This window comes from Pseudoxanthobacter sp. (assembly GCF_036822375.1).
GTDB lineage: Bacteria > Pseudomonadota > Alphaproteobacteria > Rhizobiales > Segnochrobactraceae > Pseudoxanthobacter.
Map to the genome: position 1 here is coordinate 7061 of NZ_DAISHT010000118.1, position 3744 is coordinate 10804.

2 protein-coding genes, 1 tRNA gene and 1 pseudogene are annotated in these 3744 nt (G+C 70.5%); 1 reads left to right on the forward strand and 3 read right to left on the reverse strand.

Features of this window, described 5'->3' with window-relative positions:
* Positions 1–242: 242 nt before the first annotated feature.
* The 3 genes from V7067_RS11625 to epmA all read right to left on the reverse strand — a co-directional run bounded on the left by V7067_RS11625 (position 243) and on the right by epmA (position 3297).
* Positions 243–1823 (reverse strand): diguanylate cyclase, encoded by a 1581-nt coding sequence (locus tag V7067_RS11625; protein WP_334176068.1) that lies wholly within the window; start codon positions 1821–1823, stop codon positions 243–245.
* Between the two features lie 179 nt (positions 1824–2002).
* A tRNA-Gln gene (locus V7067_RS11630) sits at positions 2003–2077 on the reverse strand.
* Between the two features lie 131 nt (positions 2078–2208).
* The gene (epmA, locus tag V7067_RS11635) at positions 2209–3297 is read right to left on the reverse strand and encodes an EF-P lysine aminoacylase EpmA (protein WP_334176069.1); all 1089 of its coding nucleotides are present in this window, start codon (positions 3295–3297) and stop codon (positions 2209–2211) included.
* Between the two features lie 170 nt (positions 3298–3467).
* Here epmA and V7067_RS11640 point away from each other — a divergent pair.
* A pseudogene (locus V7067_RS11640) lies at positions 3468–3744 on the forward strand (elongation factor P); the annotation flags it as partial.

Genomic DNA, 3744 nt, shown 5'->3' on the forward strand with positions numbered 1-3744 from the left:
AGAGGCAGGATGAGCGGCAGGGCCAGCAGCAGCGCAGGCACGGCGCGGCGCCGGAACGGCGCGCGGGGTGCGGAACGGGGGGGCGGGAGATGGCGCGGGACCATGGCGAACCTCGCTTTCGGGCGGCCCGGCCCGCAGGGCCCGCGGGCGAGGACCGCACCGGCCGATGCAATCTTTCCGGCCGGTCGCAAACGCGCCGGCCCGATCCTAATCTGGGTTGCAATTCCGGCGCTTTGAAGGGCTCAGAGGCAGGCGCGGGCGACGACGCGGTTGCGCCCCTCTGCCTTGGCGGCATAAAGCGCCTGATCGGCCGTTTCGACCAGCTCTTCCAGCGAGCGGCCGGGCGAAGGCAGCGTGCTGGCGGCACCGATGGAAACGGTGGTGCCGGCAAGGCCGCTCTCGGCAAGGCGGGCACTTTCGGCCGCCATGGCGGCACGGATCTTCTCCGCAATCAGCGAAGCGCCGGCCAGATCGGTGTCGGGCAGCACCACGGCAAATTCCTCGCCGCCGTAGCGCGCGCCCAGATCGCCCGGCCGGCGGATCGAGCTGAGGATGATCTGCGCCAGCATCCGCAGCACCAGATCGCCGCGGGCGTGGCCGAAGGCATCGTTGAGCCGCTTGAAATGGTCGGCATCGATCAGCAGCAGGCCCAGCGGCGTGCCGGTGCGGGCGGTGCGCCGCCACTCGCGCGCGATCACCTCGTTGAAGCGGCGGCGGTTGGCAAGGCCCGTCAGCGCGTCGGTGATGGCCATTTCGGCCATTTCGGCCTCGGCGGCGAGGCGGCGGACGAGTTCGCGCCGCAGCAGCACGGCAAGGACGATGAGCGTGCCGCACGCCACCAGCGCCATGGTGCCGATGATGAGCACGCGCAGGGTCCACACCGCATAGATCTCGCGCAGCGGCTGGCTGACGATGACCGACAGCGGCAGCCCGGGCACCGGGCCGGAGACGAACAGGCGCTGGTCGCCGGTGACCGGCGAGCGGGCGATGATATCGCCGCCCGGGGTCGCCTCCAGACGGTCGAACAGGTCCGGCGCGAGGGCGCGCAGGTCGGCTCCGGTGTCGACGCCGTCGGCAAGCGGCGGGGTGCGCACGATGAGCTGGCCGCCGGTGCGCATCAGCAGCATCGTCGTGCCGGGGCTGTGGGGCGCATCGCGGAACAGGGTGCGGAAGAAGTCCAGCGGCACGGTCATGACGACGATGCCGGCAAAGTGGCCGGTGGAATCGATGACGGGCCGCGACAGCGCCACTGACAGGATGCCGTGGTTCAGCCGGCTTTCGAAAGGCGCGCTCACATAGGGGCCGGCATCGCCGGGCGCATCGCGCTGGACGCGGAAATAATCCCGGTCGGCGACATCCACCGCCCGCGGCGGATAGCGGGCGGCATCCAGCACCACGCGCCCGCTGGCATCGATCACCAGCAGCGAGCCGCCGCGGCCCAGAAAGCGGGCCGTGCGGGCCAGCAGGGCGTGACGGGCCCGCTCCGGCAGGGCGGCGATGTTCGGGTCTGAGAGGTCGCTTGCCACCACCTGCAGCACGAGGTCGATCTGACCGAGCTGGCCGGCGATCTCGCTGCTGAGTGCGGCGTGCAGGCTGGCGCCGGTCTGGCGGGCGATGTGCAGCGCATCGGAGCGCTCTTCATAGAGCGCCGAGCCGATGAGGGCGAGGATGACGGCACACGCCAGAATGCTCGCGGCAACGAGAAAGCGACCGATGAGGGGCAGCTGCGGCTTGCGGGACGCGTCCCCGGCGGCTGCGCCGGGCGCCGCATTGCCGTCAGATTGTGGACTGCGTTCCATCGTGGCGGCGGGGCCCGCTCCCAACCCGTGTCCGGCCGGCGCACCCTGCGCCGCGCCTGCGGCCGTCGGTGGCCGCCGGTCCGCGGGTGCCGGGCCGGAATGCAGACGGAGCATTTCCGCTTTTTCGGGCGCTGTCCAGCGCCGGCAGGCAAACGGTTCCGGTACCGATGTCGCAGCGGCAGGGGTTGCGGGGCGCGCGGGACTGGCTGGGGCACCAGGATTCGAACCTGGGAATGGCGGAATCAAAATCCGCTGCCTTACCACTTGGCTATGCCCCACCGTCGCGCCGGGCGCGGCCCCTATCTAGCGAGAAGCTTCCCCGCCCGCAAGCGAGGCCGGCCGATAAAGCGGCCTCTGCGGCCGGCAGGTCGCTTCTGGGGAAAACGCCGCTTCCGGGGAAAACCGTCGCTCACAGCGCCGTGCCGTGGCGGGCGACCGGCGCCCACAGCACGTCGGTGATGCGGGTTGCCCCGGTCAGCAGCATGACCAGCCGGTCCACGCCAAGGGCGATGCCGCTGGCCGGGGGCATCGCGGCAAGGGCGGCCAGAAAATCCGCGTCGATCGGGTGTCGCTCGCCATAGAGCCGCTGCTTCTCCGCCATGTCGGCCTCGAACCGGCGGCGCTGTTCGGCCGCATCGGTCAGTTCGCCGAAGCCGTTGGCCAGTTCCACCCCGCAGGCATAAAGCTCGAAGCGTTCCGACAGCCGCGGATCGGAGGGCTTGCGCCGCGCCAGCGCCGCTTCGCTCGCCGGATAGTCCATCAGCGCGGTCGGCCGGCCGTGGCCGAGGCGGGGTTCGATCTTCTCCACCATCACGCGGGTGAAAATATCAGCCCATGTATCGTCGTCGGCGATGCGGATGCCGGCGGCGCGCGCCTGCGCTGCCAGAACGGTGCGGTCGGGCCGGTCGGCATCGGCCAGGCTCGCCGGCAGGTCGATGCCGGCGAGGTCGCGGAAGGCTTCCACGACCGTTACCCGCTCCACGCCGGCGCGCGGGTCGGCACTGCGGCCGCGAAAGCGCAGGCTCTCCGCCCCGGCGGCATCCGCCGCGATGCGCAGCAGGCCGGCGCAGTCCTCCACCAGCACGCCATAATCCTCCCGGGCGCGATACCATTCCAGCAGCGTGAATTCGGGATGGTGCAGGTCGGTGCGCTCGCGGTTGCGGAACACCCGCGCCAGCGTGAACAGCCGCGGCACCCCGCCGGCCAGCAGCTTCTTGGCGGTGAATTCCGGCGAGGTGTGCAGGTAGAGCCGCGAGGGCGTGCCGTCGTTGTCGATCAGGGTGGTGGCGAAGGCGTGGAGATGCACCTCGTTGCCGGGCGAGACCTGAAGCACCGGCGTTTCGGCTTCGACGAAGTCGCCGGCGGCGAAATAGCTGCGCAGTGCCGCGGTGATGCGGCCGCGGGCGGCGAGCCGCGGCAGCCGGTCGGCCAGCACATCGGCCTGCCAGAACGGCGAGGCTGCGGGGGCGGAAACCAGATCGGTCACCGGATCAGTCATGGCACTCTCTCATCGGTTCGGGCCGGCAGGCGGGCGCCGGGGCCGGAGAATCGCATGCGGGCGGGCAGGGGAGCGTTGCGGCCGGAGCGGGCAGTTGATAGGGTCCGCCGCGAAATGGGGGCCGCGTCAGGCCGGCCCGTCCGCAACTTTTTCTAGAGGAAGTCCGCCCCGTGAAGGTCCAGGCCAGCTCGCTCCGCCAGGGCAATGTCGTCGAAGTCGACGGCAAGCTCTATGCCATTCTGCGGGCCGAGAACATCCATCCCGGCAAGGGCACGCCGGTCACCCAGCTCGACATGCGCCGCATCTCCGACGGCGTGAAGGTTTCCGAGCGCTATCGCACCACCGAGCAGGTCGAGCGCGCCTTCATCGAGGAAGTCGATTTCCAGTACCTTTATCAGGACGGCGACGGCTACACCTTCATGAACTCGGAGAACTTCGAGCAGGTGC